The organism is Paraburkholderia silvatlantica (assembly GCF_003096715.1).
Lineage (GTDB): Bacteria > Pseudomonadota > Gammaproteobacteria > Burkholderiales > Burkholderiaceae > Paraburkholderia > Paraburkholderia silvatlantica.
This window is the reverse complement of the sequence record NZ_QEOL01000003.1, coordinates 1-17,280: the sequence shown is the minus strand read 5'-3', so window position 1 is coordinate 17,280 and position 17,280 is coordinate 1. Positions and strand designations below refer to the sequence as shown.

Genomic DNA, 17,280 nt, shown 5'->3' with positions numbered 1-17,280 from the left:
CATCCGTTCGCGGCATGTCGACGCGTCGTCCGTTGGGGCGGCTGATCGAAATGTGTAGGCCATCGCATTGAGCCGTATCGCACAATGCACCGGCGACAATTAGGGCTAGTAGTTGCGGAGTGCCGTATGGACCGACTGCGATGTTGTGCCAACGCCAGGCGTGGCCCATGAAGCGCCGGCACAGCGAGCCGTCCACGTGGCTTAGCGCCACAACTTTCCAACATCGCCGACCTTGATTTGTCCTCGACACCATCATCGACGACGAGCGCTGCGTCCACGCGCCAGAATAAATTCTCACGCTTTGCGCTCATGCCCAATCAGTGACCTTTACGCCGGGATTCCAGACCGGTTGCCTCCGGCATAGCCGAAGTAGCGCCGCCCGCTAATTCTCACGTGGTACCAGTTTTCGGGAAGGCTGGGAGGCGAGCGGTGGATACCGCTCGCCACGGCGACGCGCCAAGGCGGCTGACCTCCGCCTCCCTGCAATGAGCTTGTCCGGTTATTCGTTGCACAACCGGCAAGCGACAGGGGGACATGTCTCCCCGGCGCTGAATAAATCGGCTTCATTCGTTCAGCAAAGAAACGCTATAAATGCAACTAACCGACAAACCTACCAATGCCGCTGCGGACGGAGCAAGCAATATAAGACGTGCGCCCCGTACAACGCCTCCGTTGTATCTCCACGGTGTTGGCTCGCTGATCGCTACTTTGCTTTCTTGTTTTAGGCGGCCGGAGTGAGCAGCTCCCGGAAGCTAGCCAGCCGCTCAGCGACCTTGAGGAAGAGAACAACGGACGCGTCAGAGCAAGATACACGGCGCGCCGCGCCGAAGAACCGTCAAACCAGCGTGAAACATTTCTCTCTAAACGGAGAAATTGGCGAAGCCCTTATTCCATAAGCGTTACACGCCGGAAACAATCCAAATTCTCGTGCTTGTTTCACGGGCACAACCGCTCTCCGACCCCTGAAACACAGCGGCAATGGTCGTCAACGAGCCAGAAACCACCTCACCGGCGCCAGTCGTATATTTCAATACGTATTTTGTAGTTTTCAAAGTTAGAGCGGAATTGATGTGCGAGGAGCGCTTCAATCTCGACGCACCACCTTGCCCGAAGCCGCCCATCCGCGTCGATTAAAATTGGGCCCCGTTGCCGAGCCACATTTCAGGCCAGGCTGCAATCCGGGCTCACAGTCATGCTCGAATCGCCAGCGCGCATCACTTGTCGCTCGAGCGATAAAACAGCAATCGCCCTTTCTTCGTCAAGCGCCCGCAAACACCATAGAGGACACGTCGTGAAGTTTATCCACGCGGCAGACCTGCACCTCGACAGCCCGCTACATGGCCTGAGCGCCTATCCCGATGCGCCGGCCGCTCAATTGCGCAATGCCACGCGCGAGGCGTTGCGCCAGTTAGTCGATCGAGCCATCGAAGAGGAGGTCGCGTTCGTCGTCATTGCCGGCGATCTCTACGACGGCGACTGGAAGGACCACAACACCGGCATTTTCTTCGGCCAGCAGATGGGACGTCTGCGCAAGGCCGGCATTCGCGTCTTCGCGTTGTGGGGCAACCACGACGCGGAAAGTGAAATGACCAGGAAGCTCACATTGCCGGACAACGTGGTGGTGTTCAGTCATCGCAAGCCTGAAACCCACGCGCTGCACGACATCAAGGTGGCGCTGCATGGACAGAGCTTCAAGGACAAGGTCGTGGTCGAGAATCTCGCCGTGGGTTATCCGTCGCCGGTTTCCGGCTACTACAACATCGGTGTGCTCCACACCGCGCTCGAAGGCTATGCCGCGCACGCGACCTATGCGCCATGCACGCGTGCCGAATTGCACGCGAAGGGCTACGACTACTGGGCGCTTGGTCACGTCCACGAATTTCAGCAGTGGGCGCAAGAGTCGACCATCGTTTTCCCGGGCAATCTGCAGGGCCGGCACATCCGCGAAACGGGCCGCCGGGGCGCTGTGCTCGTGAGCGTCGAGGGCGGCCGCACGGAGGTCGAGCGTCTCTACCTCGACGTGCTGCGCTGGGAATCGGTGCGTGTCGACGCAAGCGACTGCGAGAGCGTCGCGGATCTGTCGCGCAAGATTGGCACTGCGCTCGAAGCGCTGCTGTCCGTCGACGCGCATGTGCCGCGCGCGGTGCGCGTGACGGTGACGGGCAAGTCGCCGGCACATGGACTCTTTTTCGGGCGCGCTACGCAATTGCGCGCCGAAGTGCTCAATCAGATCGGCATTATCGGCAATGACAAGCTGTGGCTGGAAAAGGTCAAGCTCGAAACGAGCGCCGCCGATACGGCTGCTGCGCAGAACGAGCAGATCGAAGCGCTCGCCGATCTCAAACTGCTAGTCGAAGCCGCCGCGCAAGACGGCGAATTTCTTGCGCTGCTCGAACGCGATTTGCGCGCCTTCGTCGGCAAGGTGCGCAGCGAAGTGAAAGAAGACGCGCCGCTGCTCGAACTCGCGCGCGAGGGCAAACTCGCGGCGCTGGTGGAGCAGGTCGGTCCCGCGCTGCTTGCGCGCCTTTCCACGGGAGAATGACCAGTGCGTCTGAAGCAACTCGATTTGATCAAATACGGCAAGTTCACCGATACGACCCTGCCGTTTCCCCACGCGGCGCACGATTTCCACGTCATCGTGGGGCCGAACGAAGCGGGCAAGTCTACGGTGCGGACCGCTGTGTCGGAGTTGTTATTCGGCATGCGCCTGCAAACGCCGCTCGACTTTCTCCACAACACGCCGGAATTGCGCATTGGCGGCGTGCTGGAAAACGGCGCGGCCGAGCAACGATTTCATCGCGCGCGCGGCCGCAACTCGCTGCGCACCCCGCAGGACGACAAACTGCCCGACGACTTTCTCGCCGCATTTCTCGACGGTACGAGCAAGGACTTCTTCGAGCAGATGTTCGGCCTTGATCATGCCCGGCTCGTTGAAGGCGGCCGCAGCATTCTCGATGCATCGGACAAACTCGGGCAGGTCCTGTTCGAATCGGCGGCGGGCGTGGGGAGTCTCGGGCCCGTGCGCGAGGAACTGGAGAGTCGCGCGGCCGGGCTTTGGGCTGCGCGACGCAGTGGCAGTGCATATGCACAGGCGGAAGCGTCGTTCGCCGAGGCAACGAGCGAACTGAAGGCCGCGCAGGTGCGCACGCGTGATTGGGTCGAGAAGAAAGACGCCCTCGAAGCGGTCGAACAGGCCATCGAACGCTTGCGTGCCGAACAGCGCAGTCTCGAGTCGCAGCGCTCGAAGCTCGAGCGCGTGCGCCGCCTCGCTCCCTATATAGAAGAGCTTTCGCTCAAGCAGCACGAGTTGGCCGCCTTGGGCGAGGTCGTCGATTTACCGCCCACCGCTCATGCCGATCTGTTGAAGGCGCAAGCTGACATCGCCGCCGAGCGCAGAGTGCAGGAAGCGCGCCAGGCCGATCTCGCAGGCAAAGAAACGTCACGTGATGCGATCGAGCCCGATCGTGCCGCACTTGCACTCGCCGCCGAAATCGACGCGCTCGATACGCTGCGAGGCGAATGCGTCAATCATCCGCGCGAATTGCTGGTGCGTGAAACCGAGATCCGCAACCATCTCGACGCCGCATTCGCCGCGGCCGCCCAGCTTGGCTGGCCGGGCGACGAAGCCGCATTGCGCGCGGCGCTGCCCGGCGCGCTCGCGCGCAAGACAGTGACGAACCTGCTGCGCGACCACGGTCTTCGCGAGCAGGCGCTCACGACGGCGCGCGAGGCACATGACGAACAGACGCGCAAGCTTGCGCAATTGCAGCAGCAGCTTGCGCACCTGCCCGGCATCGACGTGCCGCATGCGTTGCACGCCGCGCTCGACGATGCGCGCGAGTTCCGCAACAGTGCGACGAAGGAAGGCGCGCTCGAGCGCGAACTGGCGGATGCGCAGCGCACAGTCGAAGAGAAACGCCAACTGCTGGGCCAATGGAGCAAGCCGGTGCCGGCGCTGCGCGCGCTCGACCTGCCCTCGGCCACACGCCTCGCCGCACTGCAAAAGGAAGAAAGCGAGCGCATGAGCGCGGTGGCCGCGGCGCAGGAAGCCGCCGCTGCCGCGTTGGAGGATACCGAGCGTTTCGAATTGCAGGAGAAGCATTTCACGCAGGGCAACAAGGTTGTCACGACTGCGCAAGTGCAGGCGGCGCGCACGCGCCGCGATAGCGCGTGGCGCGAAGTCAAGGCGGCGCGCGTCAGTCTCGCTGAGGGTGCCCCCGCCGTGGACGATGCGATGCGTCTGGCCGACGAACTCGTCGACGCGCAACTCGGCACTTCGCAGGCTGCGGCCACGTTGCTGAACTTGCGTCAGCAAGTCGAAACGGCGCGCGCGAATGCGCAGCGCAAGCTTGCGGCGTTGGGCGAACGCGAGCGCGAACTCGAAGCCTTTCGCAATGCCTGGGCACAAACTGCCATTGATGCGCAGCTGGCTGGCCTGCCGCTTGCTGATATGAGCGCGTGGCTCGCGAATCGCGAAGCGGCGCTCAACGCACAGGGCGAATGCGATCGGCGCGCGAGCGAGCTTGAAGCGCGTCGAGCGGCGCGCATCGCCGCGCATGCGGCGCTATTCGAAACGTTGCGTCCGGTGGTGCCGGCGAACGAAGACGATGCACTGACGACCTTGATCGGCAAGGCGGAAACCGTCGTGCAATCGGCTCAAAAGAGCGCCGTGCAGCGAGAAGGTCTGGCGGCGCAGATTCGCGACGCCGAACGCGCGAGTGCATCCGCGCAAGCCCGTTTGACGATTGAACAGGAGGCCTACGCAAAGTGGCAGACGCAATGGCGCGCGGCACTCGCGCAAGCGAATCTCGGCGCCCGCGCGGCGACGCTCGCGGCGGCGGAAGGCGCCGTCGAACTCGCCAACACCATTGCAGCCGCTTTTTCGGACGCCGAAGCACCCCGTAACCGCATTCGCGCAATCCGCACGCAATTGGCGATGCTGGAAACCGACGCGCGGCGTCTCGCCGAGGCGCTCGCGCCCGAATGGCCTGCGTCGAGCGATGGCATCGACGTGGCGCGCCAACTCGCGGCGCGACTCGCAGCCGCGCGCGAAACGGCGAAATCCCTCGCCCAGGCCGACGCCGACGTGCAGGTTGCCCGCACGCGCGTGGCCGACGCCGCGGCGGCGGTGGCGGGCGCACAGGCGCGGATCGAGCCCATCCTGAAGCTGGCCGGCGTGAGCGAAATTGACGCAGCATTGCCGCTCGCCGAGCGTTCCGACGCGCGTCGCGCGCTGTCGAAAGCGATCTCGGCGGCGCGTGACACGCTCGTGCGCGAAGGCGACGGACTTGCACAAGAGGCCATCGAGGCGGAGATCGCGGAGCAGCCCATCACCGAGGTGCCCGCGCTGCTCGCAACCGTGAACCAGAAACGCGAAGCGGGCGAGCGCGCGTTGAGCGAGTGCCTGCAGCAACAGGTGAGCGCGAGGCAGGCGTTCGACGCGATCAACGGCCAGGCCAATGCCGCGCTCGCCGAAGCGAAACGACAGGAAGCCCTGAGCGCCATGGGCGACGCCGCGGAGCAATATCTCGAAGCCGCGACCGCAAGCCGCCTGCTCAAATGGGCAACGGACCGTTATCGCGACCAGAAGCAGGGGCCGATGCTGCGTCGCGCGGGTGAAATATTCAGCGGACTCACGCTCGGTGATTTCGCGAGGCTCGTGGTGGATAACGAACGCAATCCGCCCGCATTGTATGCGCGCCGCAACACCGGCAAAACCGTGGAAGTGAGTGGAATGAGCGAAGGCACGCGCGACCAGCTCTTTCTCGCGCTGCGCATCGCGGCCCTTGAATTGCAGCTGGTGAGCAAGGCGGCGCTGCCCTTCGTTGCCGACGATCTCTTCATCAATTTCGACGATGAGCGCGCAAAGGCCGGTTTCGCGGCTTTACGGAATCTCTCCGCGAAAACCCAGGTGTTGTTTCTCACGCACCACGATCACCTTTTGCCCTTGATTCGCGAGATATTTGGCGCGCAGGTCAATGTAGTCGAATTGCAGCGCACGCCTCTCGCCGCGTAGCGGTGCGAATGTTGCCGAAAGAGAATTCATGGGGACTTTGTATGCGGAACGATCAATAGTCTGATCAGGAAACATGTTTTCCACTACAAAACATTCGTATAATTTGCCAGCATGCGTGATTTGACTTCATAATCACCTGTCTTTCGCGACGCCCCGGCCGACAAGATCGCAATTCGATCGGCCAGTAACGGTTGAAGGGTGTCCGTAAAAACCGTGAATAAGGAGATGTGAATGGTCACCCTGGATGCAATTCAATCGAAGATCGCGAAGCTGCAAAAGCAGGCCGAATCGATCGTGGAAAAACAAGCGTCGGCCGGTCTCGCAAAAATCCGCGATCTGATGGTCAAACATGGCCTGAGCGTGGCCGACATCGACCGCTTCATCGGCAAGAAGCGCGGCCGCAAGCCTGGCAAAGGCGTCAGGGCTGCCGGTGCAAAACGCACCGTTGCGGCCAAATACGCCGATCCGAAAACGGGCGCCACGTGGACCGGCCGTGGCCGTGCGCCGGCATGGATTCGCGACGTGAAAGACCGTTCGAAATTCCTGATCGACGGCAGCGCGGCAACGGCTGCTACCAAGGTCGCGCGCAAACCGCGCGCCAATGCTGCAGCGGTGAAAAAGACCGCGGCGAAACGCGCCAAGGCCGCGCCCGCGAAGAAAGCTGCACCCGCAAAGCGGGCGGCGCGTAAAACGGCAGGCCGTAAAGCCGCCGCCAGGCCGGCACAAGCCGCAGCGGCTGCTTAATAAAGTCGCTGAGAAAAGCGCATAAGCGAAATTCGCTTGCGAACCGGTGGCCGCGCCGGCGTTTCGACGCCCGCGGCCACTTTCACATGAGCGGCGCGAAACGACACGCGCCAACGCCCTGATCGTCACCGATGTCCGGCTTTTCTTTTTCCTCGGGCCTTCTCGCGCCCCATCTGCAGTCGCTCGACGGACTTCAATGGCTCGGCATTGCGGTTGCGCTCGTGCTGGGCGGTATGGTGAAGGGCGTGACGGGCATCGGCGTGCCGCTCGTGGCCATGCCCATCGTCACGCATTTTTTGCCGGTCAAGGAAGCGGTGTTGCTGCTGTCCATGCCGATCATTCTCGGCAATATTCCGCAGGCGCTGGAGGGTGGCGAAATGCTGCCTACCGTGCGCAATATCGCGGCGCCGTTGATTGGCACCGTGATCGGCAATGTGATTGGGGTTTCCGTGCTGATCGCGCTGGAGCCGCATCACGCCCAGGCGGCCTCGGGCGTGGCGTTGATCGTGGCGGCCTTGCTTTTGCTCGTTTCGCCGCGTTTCAAACTCGCGCCTGCGCTCGCGCGGCCAGTGGGTTTCGCGCTCGGCTTCGGGGCGGCGCTCATGGAGAGCATTGCCGCCGTGCCGGGGCCGTTGCTCGCCATGTATCTGATCGCGTCGGGCGCCACGGGTCGCGCCTTCACGAAACAGATTGCGATCATTCTCGTCGTTTCGGTCATCACGCTCATCACGACGTTCAGCCACGGCGCGCACGCGGGTCTCATGGATCTCGCGATTTCGGCGGCGGCCAGCGTGCCCGCCATCGCGGGCATGCTGCTCATTCGGCCGTTGCGCGACAGCCTGCATCCGCTCGTGTTTCGCGTGGTCGTGCTCGTGTGCGTGCTGGCCGCAGCCGTGCAGATGATCGTCAAATCGCACGTCCTGTTTTGACGATCGCCTGACTCAATGACTGATCGATTCGAGCGAGAGCCCGCGCGTAACCGGCCCAAGCAGAATCATCACGATGCCCACGAGCATCGAAGCGCCAATGAACACCGCGACGCCAGGCACACCGTAATGATGGAGCAGAATGCCGATGGCCAACCCCGCGAACGCGGCGGCAATGCGGCTCCACGAATAGACGAAGCCGACGGCGCGAGCGCGGATGCGCGTAGGGTAAAGCTCGGCCTGGTAACCGTGATAGGCGTAGGACATCACGTTCGAAGCGAGCGTGAAGAGCACGCCTAGCACGATCAGGACCCACGGCTGCGTGGCTTGTGCGAATAGCGTGATGACCACTCCCATCATGAGGAGGCCGCCGACGATCTGTGTCTTGCGCTCCAGCTTGTCGGCGAACCACACGCCAATCAGCGGTCCGAACGGATTGGCAATGGCAATCACAAAGGCGTACGCAAGACTTTGCGTGATGTGCACGCCACGGGCGATCAGCAGCGTCGGCACCCATGCGGCGAAGCCGTAAAATCCGATCACCTGCGCCATGTTGAAAATCGACAGAATGACCGTGCGCCGCAAATACGGCGCGCGCAGCACTTCGCCGAGCGAGCCGCGCCCGGCCTTTTCGAGCGAGATCGCCCCGAGCGGCGGCAAAGCCGTGCCCGTTTCGGCGGCTACGCGCCGCTCGATGTCGGCAACGATACGCTCTGCTTCGTCCTCGCGGCCATTGCGCGCGAGCCAGCGCGGGCTTTCGGGGATGCTCCGGCGCAGGAACCATACCGCCACCGCGCCTATCGAGCCGATCAGGATCACGACGCGCCAGTAGTCGAGGCCGATAGGGTGCGAGTCCTTGAGGATATAGGCGAGAAACGCGACCACGGGCACCACGCTGAACGTGATGAACTGGTTGACCGCATAGGCGCGGCCGCGCTCGCCGCTTGGGATCAGCTCGGAAATATACGTGTCGATGGTCACGAGCTCGATGCCAATGCCGATGCCGGCGATGAAGCGCCAGATATTGAGCGCCTGGCCGCTCGTCTGAAATGCCATGATCGCCGTGCAGACGATGTACCAGATCAGCGACCACGTGAAGATGATGCGCCGCCCGAACCGGTCCGCGACCTGGCCGAACGCGAGCGCGCCGACCCACAGCCCGGCGAAGGTCGAGAACACGAAGGTGCCGAAGCCGGCTACCTTGAGCGGCCCGAGTGCGGAAAAGAAGCCTAGCGATTCTGGTGTGAAAAGACCCGAATGCACCATGCCGGGCGCGACATAGCCCGTGAAGAAGAGGTCGTAAAACTCGAATACGCCGCCGAGCGACAGCAGAATCACCATCGACCAGACGGTGCGCGAAGGCGGCAGCCGGTCGAAGCGGGCGGCAATTTCCGCCGATTTTTCAATGGACATCCCGATTCCTCATTACATTTTGAAAGCGTGTGGGGAACATATGTGCATGCATCGATGTATTTGCATGGTTGCGCGCAACGTATGCAAATGCCGATACAGGCCATAGCACGCACTTTATTGATGCCGGGACATGGAAGCACCTGGTTGAAACCCAAATGCGTTGCGCTTCTGGTAATGCCGCTTATGCCGACATAAGCGGCGCGCGTTACGCGAAGCTCGCGCCCGCGTGGCTCACGCGGTTGCGGCCGGCGTGTTTGGCCGCATAGAGCGCGGCATCGGCGGCTTCGATCAGCGCATTGGGGGACGACGCAACGATCGCGTCGCGGGTGGCGCAGCCCGCACTCACCGTCACGAGGCCGCCTGCGGCCGGAGCGGGAATGCCGAGTTGCTCGACGGCGGCGCGTGCGCGTTCGGCGAGCGCCGCGGCTTCATCCGCGCCGGTATCGGGCAGGACGAGCGCGAATTCTTCGCCGCCATAGCGCGCGACGAAACCGCCCGGCGCGGGCAACGCGCTCGCAAGCGTGGCGGCTAGCGCACCCGCTACGGCGCCGAGGCAAGCGTCGCCATGCAGATGGCCGAAGGCGTCGTTGTAGTGCTTGAAGTGATCGACATCGAACATCACGAGCGAGAGCGGCCGGCCGCTGCGCACGGCGCGCTCGAAGGCCTCGCGGAACTGCTCGTCGAAATAGCTGCGGTTATAGACGCGCGTGAGCGCATCGCGGGCGGAGGCGCGGATCAGCGTAGCGTGTTCATCGGCGAGCTGGCGATAGAGCGCCGTCACTTCCCACACCAGTACGCACACGAGCACGCCTGGCGCGAACATGCTGAACACGCGCGCGACATACCAGCCCACCGTGAAGCGCTCGATGCTGAGCGTATTGAGCGCGGCGTCGACGAGCGACGCGAGCAGCGCCACGACGATCCACAAATCGAGCACGAGGCGCAACCGTCCCTTGAGCAGCACGAGCGCGATGGCGATCAGGTTGAGCGCGCAAATCACGAGGCCCGCGAGATTGTTCGCGATGGCCGATGCCGGCGAGGGAGCCGCCGCCGGCGCAGCGTTCGCAACGTCGCGAAACGGCGATGCGAGGTCGACATGCGTGACGAGCACGCCCAGCAGGGCGGCGACCGCCGCCGGGCCCACGATCAGCAGCCAGCCGCGCGCGTCGAGACGTTCGCGGGCGAACGGCGGGGCGGGCAGGCGCTTCTCACCAGTTCGGCCACGATGACGAGCGCGGGAAAGCCTGCGTGCCAGAACACCCACATCCATGCGGCGCTATTCGGGAGCGCGCCGAATAGCCCGGTGCGCGCAAACACGCCGGGCAACATCAACAGTTGCAGCGCAACGGTAATGGCCGTGAACGCGTAAGCGCCGCCCAGCGCGGCGAGCATGGCCACGCGCGTGGCCGCGAAACGCGCGCCCAGCAGGAACGCCGCGATGCTCGACGTGGTGAACACCGTGAGCGCGCACATCGGCATGAACGGGGCGATGCCGGGCAGAGCGTCGCGCGCACGCGGCGCCGCGAGCGCGAACGTGAGGAGGATCGCAAACGCGCATACGCTGGCGAACAGCGCCTGCCTGCGTGTTGCCGGACCGATCAGCAAGCCGTCCATATGATGACTTTGGGGTTGATGCGCAGCTCGAAAACGGTGATCGTGGTGTGACAGCGTGAGGGGCCGCTCGCGTCCGGAAAGCAGACAAATTTGACTGAAGGTATTGTGCTCCGAATCGGCTAAATAGTGGGGCACGGATGCACGGGCCCACTTATATTGAGTTTCGGTTTTGAGCGCGCTACATTGGGCGCGCGAAATTGAGTCTGGTGCGATCGGCGGGCGTATCGTACCGGGCTGTTTCGTGTAATTCGTATGTAAGGATTGCTGATGATGCATCGCGCATCTCGCGACCACCGCGAAGGATATGGCTGGCTCGGCGGTCGTGCGGGCCAGACGAGGCTCGGCTGGTCGGCTTTGGGGGTGGCCGCCGTGTTCGGCGTGCTGGCATTCGTTCCCGCTACGTTGTTCGACGTGCGCATATGCGCCGTGATGTCGAGCGCGTGCCTCAATCTCTTCATCGTCGTCTTCGGCGCGCGGCTGTTGGCGGCGCGCGTGCCGGCCGTCGAGCCAGTTTCGAAGACCACGCTGCGCCTCCTGCGCCTCGCGTTCCGGCGTAATTCGGAGGCCGCCGACATGCGCGGCCTGCTGCAGTCGCTTCCGTGGCAAGGGTGGATCGCCCCGCTCGCCGCGCTCGTTTCGCTTGCGCTCGCCATTTCTGCGTGGACGTCCACCGCCTTTGCACCCATGGTTTCGCAGCGTGAATCCGCGCCTTTCCTCGTCGCGCAAGCCGCCGCGTTCGTGATCGCTTTTGCTGTGCTTGTGGCCGAGCGCTCTCATGCGCAACGCGCCGCACAATCGCGTGAATCCGCCGCGCTCGCGGGAGTGTTGCGCGTGGTGCTCGTCGCTGCGTTGAGTATGGCGGCTTCGGTCGCGGCGCTCGCTTACGCGGGCGAGGCGCTGACGTGGCTCGTGCGTATCGTCGCCGTGCTTTGTGGCGCGATTGCCGTTGAACTCGGTCTGCGTGCGGTGTTCGCGGCGCTGGCAAAGCCCGACGAGGGCCGCTTCCTGCATAGCAGCATCGCGGGCGTGCTGAGCGTGCAGGCACGTCCGCTTGCCGTGCTCAATGCCCAAATGCGGATGCGCTATGGCATCGATCTGCGGCAGAACTGGGCGCTGCGGAGCTTCGCCCGCCTCCTGCCAGGCGCGCTGGTGACCATGGTGGCGGCGGGCTGGCTCCTCGGCGGCGTGACGATCCTCGGCCCCGATCAGCGCGCGGTATACGAGCGTTTTGGCGCACCTGTCGCCGTGTGGCAGCCGGGCCTGCACGCGGGCCTGCCCTGGCCCTTCGGCCGCGCGCGCGTGATCGACAACGGCGCGGTCCATCAACTGATCGTCTCGGGCAGCGCGAACGACAGCAGCCGCGCCGCGCCCGTCGTTTCCGCAGATGGCGACACACCCGCGCAGTTGAATCGCCTGTGGGACGTGGTGCATCCTTGGGAGACGACTCAGGTGATAGCGGGCACGAGCGGCGCCCAGCAGGCGTTCCAGATCGTGAGCGCGGACGTGCGGCTCGATTATCGCGTCGGCCTCACGGACGCGGCGGCGCGCGCCTCGCTTTATCGAGCGGTCGATATGGACGGCACCGTGCGCTCGATCGCGAACCGCGAGGTCGTGCGTTACCTCGCGTCGCGCACGTTGCCGTCGCTGCTCGACACGCCGCAAACGGCCATGGCCGGCGCGCTGCGCGGCGCTGTACAGCACGAGCTGGACCGGCTCGCGAGCGGCATCGAGGTCGTGGCCGTGGTGATCGAGAGCGTGCATCCGCCCGCGGGCGCGGCCGCCGCGTATCACGGCGTGCAGGCCGCGCAGATTCGCGCGCAGGCCAGCGTGGTGCAGGCGCGCGGCTTCGCGGCGGCGACGCTCGGGCAGGCGCAGCAACAGGCGATCGAGACCATCGCGCAAGGCAGCGCGAACGCGGCGGACACGCTTGCCGCCGCGCGCGCGCAGCAGATCGGCTTCGACGCCGATGTGATCGCGCAGCAGCTCGGCGGCCCGGCTTTCGGCTTCGAGTATTACCTGCACAGCCTGCAAAAAGGGCTGAAAAACGCAAGCGTGACCGTGATCGACGACCGGCTCGCGAGCGGCAGCCGCGCGACGATCGACCTGCGCACGTTGAGCCCGCCCACGGCGGCAGGCATGAAGCAGGCCTGGTAACCCGTTACCCCATACGTATATAGAGCAAGGTGATTCGAACGTGAGCCTTTTGCATACGCACGGCGATGCGCATTCTCATCATCATCATGACCACGGCGCAGCCGGATCAGCGCCCGTGAATCCCCGGCGCTTCGCGTTGCGTGCGGCGTTTGCGCTGTTCTGCGTGATCGTCGCGCTCATCGTGGCGAGCGTCGTGCAGGTGCGCGAGGGCGAAGCCACCGTCGTCACGCGCTTTGGCGACCCCGTGCGCGTGCTGCTGCGGCCCGGTCTTGCGTGGCGGCTGCCCGCGCCCGTCGAGGCGGCAGTGCCGGTGGATCTGCGGCTGCACACGACGTCGAGCGGCTTGCAGGACGTCGGCACGCGCGACGGGTTGCGCATCATCGTGCAGGCCTATGTGGCGTGGCGCGTGCCCGCCAATCCGAACGACATTGGCCGCTTCGTGCGCGCGGTGCGCAACGAACCCGACGAAGCCGCGCGCCAGATTCGCTCGCTGGCCGGCTCGGCGTTGCAGACCACGTCTGCCGGCTTCGATCTGGCTTCGCTCGTGAATACCGATCCGTCGCAGGTCCGCATCGGTGCATTCGAAGAGGCGCTGCGCCGCCAGGCCGATGCGCAGGTCTATGCGGCCTATGGCGTGCACGTCGTGCAGGTGGGTCTCGAGCGCCTCACGCTGCCTGCCGTGACGTTGGCCGCGACCGTCGATCGCATGCGCGCGGAGCGCGAGACCGTGGCCGCGCAGCGCACGGCCGAAGGCCTGCGCGAAGCGGCGCAGATCCGCTCGGACGCCGATCGCGACGCGCGCGTACTGATCGCCGACGCCAACGTGAAGGCCGCCGATATCGAGGCGCAATCGCGCAAGGACGCGGCGGCCATCTACGGCAAGAGCTACGCCGCCGATCCGCAGCTCTACACGATGCTGCGTTCGCTCGACACGCTCGGCACGGTCGTCAATAGCAACACGAACCTGATCCTGAGCACCGACGCCGCGCCATTCCGCGCGCTGGTGCAGGGCCCGCCTGGGCTCGGTGCGGCCAAGACGCCATCGAGCCATGTCGTTGCGCCCGCAACGACTGTGCGAGCACGCGGGCACACACCATGAACACGAGCGATAACTTCGCGGCGCTCGGGCCCGGCGCACAGGCGGTGCGTGTGTCGTTCTGGTTCATCGCTGCGCTGGCCGTGCTCGCGGCGCTCGCGTGGGCCACCTCGAACGTACGCCGCATTCCCGCGGACAGCAGCGCCGTCGTGATGCGCTTTGGCGCCTATGTGCGCAGCCAGGGCGCGGGGCTGCTCGTCGCGTTGCCGCGGCCGTTCGAAACGGTGCTGCTCGTGCCGGGCAGCGAGCGTGTGCTCGAACGGCGCATCGTCTCGCTCACACGCGATCCGGGTGCGCCCGCGCAACTGAGCGATGCCAGCGACGCGCTCGCCGGCTCCGGCTACGTGCTCACGGGCGACAACGGCGTCGTGCAGGTGAGCGCGACGCTGTTCTACCGCGTGAGCGATCCATACGCGTATGCGTTGCAGCTCGGGCGCCTCGATGCCGCGCTCGAACGCATCGTCTCGGCGGCGGTCGCGCAAACCGCGGCGCAACGCGACCTCGATTCGATCCTCGTCGCTCGCCCGGAGATGATGGCCGCCGATCAGCAAATGGCCGCGCGTCGCGAACAATTACGCGGCGATCTCGCGCGCGCAGTCCAGCGTCAGCTCGATGCGCTGACTGCCGTGCATGCTGGGCTCGGCATCGAAGTCTCGCGCATGGATTGGCAAGCGTCGTTTCCGGCTTCGGCGGTCGATGCGTTCAATGCGGTGCTGACTTCGCTGCAGAACGCCGAGCGCGATGTCGCGCAGGCGCGCACGCTCGCGGAGAAAACGCGGCAGCACGCGCAGCAAAGCGCCGACCGCATCGTGCAGGACGCGCAAGCCAGCGCGGCGGAACGCGTGGCGACGGCGCAGTCGGAAACCTCGACGATCGCGCAGCTCGAAGCGGCACTGGGCGCGAACCACGACCCGGGGCTGCTTGCGCGCGCGTATCGCGACCGCGTGCAGGCGGTGCTCGCGCACGCCGCGCGCGTGACGACGCTCGACCCCAACGATGCGTCGAGCCTCGTGCTGCCGGGGCGCGCGCCATGACCACGCCATACGAAACGCCGGCGAGTCAGCGCGCGCCCGGTGCCGCACATGAAACCGGATCGGCGCACGGCCACGGCCACGCGCGCGAAGGTCATGAAGGGCAGGCAGGGCAATCCGTCGCCACGCTCGTCATGTCGGACGCCGAGCGCCGCGCCATCACGCGCCACACGTTGCTCGCGCTGCTCGCGGGCGCGTTGCTGCTGCTCTCGCTCGCGTGGCCTTATCTGTTCAACGGTAACGCCACGCTCGCGCAAGCGCTCGCGGCGGTAGCTTCGCTCGTGGTCGCGCCGCCCGTATTCGCGGGCGCGTGGCGCAGCCTCAGGACACCGAGTCTGCACGGCGTGACCGACCGCCTCATCGCGCTCGCCATGCTGGGCGCTTGGGCCATGGGCGACATGACGACGGCCGCGCTCCTGCCCATCGTGATGACTTTCGGCCACGCGCTCGAAGAGCGCAGCGTGCTCGGCTCGCAGGAAGCGATCCGTGCGCTAGGCCGCCTTACTGCCGGCGACGTGCGGCGCGTGAGTGCCGCGGGCGCGATCGAGACCGTGCCCTATGACGCGCTGCGCCCGGGCGACGTCGTCGATGTGCTGCCCGGCTCGCGCGTGCCCGCGGACGGCATCGTGCGGCACGGCCGCTCAGCCATCGACAACGGGCCGATCACGGGCGAATCGCTGCCGCAGGACGCGGGCGAGGGCGCGCGCGTGTTCGGCGGCGCGATGAATCTGGACGGCCCGCTGCGCGTGGAAATCACGCATGTCGGCGCGGCCTCGACGCTGGGCAAGGTCGTCGAGTTGATGCAGCGCGCCGAGGCCGCGAAGCCGCCCATCACGCAGGCGCTCGAACGCTATATGGACGCCTACCTCGCGCTCGTGCTGCTGATCGCAGCGATCGTGTGGTTCGTGAGCGCGAACGCTTCTGCCATGCTGGCGGTGATCGTCGCCGCGTGCCCATGCGCGCTCGTGCTGGCAGCGCCCTCCACCGCGATCGCCGGGGTTGCGGCGGGCGCGCGGCGCGGAATCTTGTTCAGGAATGCGGCCTTTATCGACGCGTTGGCCGAGATCGATACGCTCGTGATCGACAAGACGGGCACGCTCACGCACGGCGAGTTGCGCGTGACGACGGTGGTGCTGCAGCCGGGCGCGGACGAAGCCGGCACGCTGGCGCTGGCCGTGCAGCTCGCCCGGATCAGCGCGCATCCCGTGTGTCGCGCGCTGTTGCGCTACGGCGCGCCGGAAATGCCGCAAACTGCGCCGCCCCCGCACGCGCGCGAACTGCGCGGACTTGGCGTGCTCGCGACGACGTCCGAAGGCGAGGCCGTGCTGGGCCGCCATGACCTGCTCGAACAATACGTGAGCGTGCTGCCGCCCGCACCTGCGGAACTGGACGGCCCGTGCGCAGGCATCGCGCTCAATGGCCGCCTGCTCGCATGGTTCGGTTTTGCCGACACGGTGCGCCCGGAAGCCCGCGAAGCGCTGGACGGGCTGCGCGCGCTCGGCATCGAGCGTGCGACGCTGCTCACGGGCGACCGCGAGCGTGTGGCGCGCCGCGTGGCGGCCGAAGTGGGCATCGACACCATGGTGGCGCATGCGCTGCCGCACGACAAGCTCGACTATGTGCTGGGCGAGATCGGCGCGGGGCATCGCCCGATGGTGGTCGGCGACGGCCTGAACGACGTGCTCGCGATCAAGGCCGGCGCGACCAGCGTGGCGATGGGCGAGCGCGGCATCGATATCGCCGTGGCCGCTGCCGATATCGTGCTGCTCGCCGACGACCTGCGCCGCGTGCCGGACAGCGTGCGCCTCGGGCGGCGCTGCCGGCGCATCGCGACGGCGAACGCGGCGATCGGGCTCGCATGGACGGTGGCCGTCATCACGCTCGCGGCGCTTGGGGTGTTGAGCGCCGTGGCTAGCGCGGTGCTGCACAACGTGGGCACGTTCGTGGTGATCGCGAACGCGGGGCGTCTGTTGCGCGACGAGTGACGAACGGCCTTTATCGTCGACGGCTGCGGGCCTCGCCTGAAAGCGGCGAAGCCCGCGTTGGCGATCAAAGACCGCTGACCGTCTTGACCGTCACCCACTGGCCGTTCTTCACCTGATAGACCGTGGACGAACCGTTCTTCAGCGAGCCATTCGTGTTGAACCCGATATCGCCGGTGATGCCGTCAAAGCTGCTGGCTTGCAGCTTCGCGCGATAGTCGGAGGGCTTCGTCGAATTGGCGGCCTGCATCGCCTTGATGGCGGCCCACGCCGCGTCGTAGCCGAACGGCGCGTACGAGAGCAC

At 65.5% G+C, this 17,280-nt stretch carries 9 protein-coding genes and 2 pseudogenes; 8 read left to right on the top strand and 3 right to left on the bottom strand.

The annotated features are described in order from the left end of the window. Nucleotides 1–1,291 precede the first annotated feature (1,291 nt). The 4 genes from C7411_RS04515 (at nucleotide 1,292) to C7411_RS04500 (ending at nucleotide 7,689) form a co-directional block, all read left to right on the top strand. On the top strand, nucleotides 1,292–2,542 hold the full coding sequence (locus C7411_RS04515; RefSeq protein ID WP_110383906.1) for a metallophosphoesterase family protein: 1,251 nt from the start codon (nucleotides 1,292–1,294) through the stop codon (nucleotides 2,540–2,542). A 3-nt stretch (nucleotides 2,543–2,545) separates the two neighbouring features. Then, nucleotides 2,546–6,016 carry an ATP-binding protein gene (locus C7411_RS04510; RefSeq protein ID WP_110383907.1) on the top strand — a complete coding sequence of 1,157 codons (3,471 nt, stop codon included), beginning with the start codon at nucleotides 2,546–2,548 and terminating at the stop codon, nucleotides 6,014–6,016. Between the two features lie 231 nt (nucleotides 6,017–6,247). Further along, nucleotides 6,248–6,760, top strand: a complete 513-nt coding sequence (locus tag C7411_RS04505) for an H-NS histone family protein (protein ID WP_110383908.1) — start codon at nucleotides 6,248–6,250, stop codon at nucleotides 6,758–6,760. Between the two features lie 131 nt (nucleotides 6,761–6,891). Then, entirely contained in the window at nucleotides 6,892–7,689 is a 798-nt protein-coding gene (locus C7411_RS04500; RefSeq protein WP_110383909.1) for a sulfite exporter TauE/SafE family protein, read from the top strand. Nucleotides 7,690–7,701: 12 nt separating this feature from the next. Here C7411_RS04500 and C7411_RS04495 read toward each other — a convergent pair whose 3' ends face one another. Beyond that, a complete protein-coding gene (locus C7411_RS04495; protein WP_207786524.1) occupies nucleotides 7,702–9,027 on the bottom strand; it encodes an MFS transporter in 1,326 nt (441 codons plus the stop codon). A 277-nt stretch (nucleotides 9,028–9,304) separates the two neighbouring features. Then, a pseudogene (locus C7411_RS04490) lies at nucleotides 9,305–10,713 on the bottom strand (sensor domain-containing diguanylate cyclase). A 267-nt stretch (nucleotides 10,714–10,980) separates the two neighbouring features. On the opposite strand from C7411_RS04490, the gene C7411_RS04485 reads away from it, so the two are divergent. The 4 genes from C7411_RS04485 (at nucleotide 10,981) to C7411_RS04470 (ending at nucleotide 16,979) form a co-directional block, all read left to right on the top strand. Next, on the top strand, nucleotides 10,981–12,867 hold the full coding sequence (locus C7411_RS04485; RefSeq protein ID WP_243413044.1) for an SPFH domain-containing protein: 1,887 nt from the start codon (nucleotides 10,981–10,983) through the stop codon (nucleotides 12,865–12,867). A 115-nt stretch (nucleotides 12,868–12,982) separates the two neighbouring features. Then, the gene (hflC, locus tag C7411_RS04480; RefSeq protein WP_243413043.1) at nucleotides 12,983–13,966 is read left to right on the top strand and encodes a protease modulator HflC; all 984 of its coding nucleotides are present in this window, start codon (nucleotides 12,983–12,985) and stop codon (nucleotides 13,964–13,966) included. Then, a complete protein-coding gene (gene hflK / locus C7411_RS04475) occupies nucleotides 13,963–14,997 on the top strand; it encodes a protease modulator HflK (RefSeq protein WP_110383912.1) in 1,035 nt (344 codons plus the stop codon). Before hflC ends, hflK begins: the two co-directional genes overlap by 4 nt. Continuing rightward, a complete protein-coding gene (locus C7411_RS04470) occupies nucleotides 14,994–16,979 on the top strand; it encodes a heavy metal translocating P-type ATPase (protein WP_110383913.1) in 1,986 nt (661 codons plus the stop codon). Before hflK ends, C7411_RS04470 begins: the two co-directional genes overlap by 4 nt. Nucleotides 16,980–17,043: 64 nt before the next feature. On the opposite strand, the pseudogene C7411_RS04465 reads toward C7411_RS04470, so the two are convergent. Continuing rightward, nucleotides 17,044–17,280: pseudogene (locus C7411_RS04465) on the bottom strand (branched-chain amino acid ABC transporter substrate-binding protein); the annotation flags it as partial.

Bases quoted from the DNA above. Each gene is read 5' to 3' on its own strand.
- C7411_RS04505 (WP_110383908.1), top strand. From the start codon at position 6,248: ATGGTCACCCTGGATGCAATTCAATCGAAGATCGCGAAGCTGCAAAAG.
- C7411_RS04500 (WP_110383909.1), top strand. From the start codon at position 6,892: ATGTCCGGCTTTTCTTTTTCCTCGGGCCTTCTCGCGCCCCATCTGCAG.
- C7411_RS04495 (WP_207786524.1), bottom strand. From the start codon at position 9,027: ATGGTGATTCTGCTGTCGCTCGGCGGCGTATTCGAGTTTTACGACCTC.
- C7411_RS04485 (WP_243413044.1), top strand. From the start codon at position 10,981: ATGATGCATCGCGCATCTCGCGACCACCGCGAAGGATATGGCTGGCTC.
- hflK (WP_110383912.1), top strand. From the start codon at position 13,963: ATGAACACGAGCGATAACTTCGCGGCGCTCGGGCCCGGCGCACAGGCG.
- C7411_RS04470 (WP_110383913.1), top strand. From the start codon at position 14,994: ATGACCACGCCATACGAAACGCCGGCGAGTCAGCGCGCGCCCGGTGCC.